This window comes from Cupriavidus sp. 01L45, assembly GCF_056399885.1.
Genome location: NZ_JBFTSG010000180.1, coordinates 1 through 445, shown reverse-complemented (window position 1 = coordinate 445; position 445 = coordinate 1). Strand labels below are relative to the sequence as shown.

Genomic DNA, 445 nt, shown 5'->3' with positions numbered 1-445 from the left:
TCCTTAACCAGAGTTCTCTCGCACACCTTAGGATTCTCTCCTCGCCTACCTGTGTCGGTTTGCGGTACAGGCACCTTTTATCTCGCTAGAAGCTTTTCTTGGCAGCGGGGAATCAAAGACTTCGCTCCATAAGGAGCTTCCCCATCACAGCTCAGCMTWYRCGATAAGCGGATTTGCCTACTTATCAGCCTAACTGCTTGGACGTGCACAACCAATCGCACGCTTCTTCTATCCTTCTGCGTCCCTCCATTGCTCAAAYGATAAAGAGGTGGTACAGGAATATCAACCTGTTGTCCATCGCCTACGCCTGTCGGCCTCGGCTTAGGTCCTGACTAACCCTGAGCGGACGAGCCTTCCTCAGGAAACCTTAGGCATTCGGTGGACGGGATTCTCACCCGTCTTTCGCTACTCATACCGGCATTCTCACTTCTAAGCACTCCACCAG

Annotated in this window: 1 rRNA gene; it reads right to left on the bottom strand. The window is 52.3% G+C overall.

Annotated features, from left to right (window positions below):
- Positions 1-445 (bottom strand): 23S ribosomal RNA (locus AC1DT6_RS40615); the annotation flags it as partial.